Raw genomic sequence first — 404 nt, forward strand, 5'->3', positions numbered from 1 at the left:
GTATGTGGACCAACCATGCACACCAGGGCCGGCTAGCCACAACAACCTAGAGTCTGGTCGACACGCAACATAACCACACGCCTACCACGATACGACACCACCACAAACCCCACCCGACGACACACCCGCACCAACCACCCAACACCAACACCAACACTGAGACTTACAGACTTAATTCCGTTCGCACTGCACGTGTCGAGGAGGCTTTCCAGAAGGTATCCGCCGAGCCCCTGCTCACGGTGGTGAGGGGAGATTGCGATGACCAGTTCTGGGATTCCGGGGGCAACAAATCCATAACCTGGGTCCGAGGCAGGCAAATTGCGGACCCATGCGGCGCCGACGGGGGTGTCGTCAACAAGACAGATAAGCCCTACTTGGTCGGGCGTCCAGCCATCGATGTAATG

At 57.9% G+C, this 404-nt stretch carries 1 protein-coding gene; it reads right to left on the reverse strand.

Annotated elements, in window-relative coordinates:
* Nucleotides 1-32: 32 nt before the first annotated feature.
* Nucleotides 33-398 carry a GNAT family N-acetyltransferase gene (locus CBF90_RS16690; protein WP_306460413.1) on the reverse strand — a complete coding sequence of 122 codons (366 nt, stop codon included), beginning with the start codon at nucleotides 396-398 and terminating at the stop codon, nucleotides 33-35.
* Between the last annotated feature and the right edge of the window lie 6 nt (nucleotides 399-404).

The organism is Microbacterium sp. AISO3 (assembly GCF_002204305.1).
GTDB lineage: Bacteria > Actinomycetota > Actinomycetes > Actinomycetales > Microbacteriaceae > Microbacterium > Microbacterium arborescens.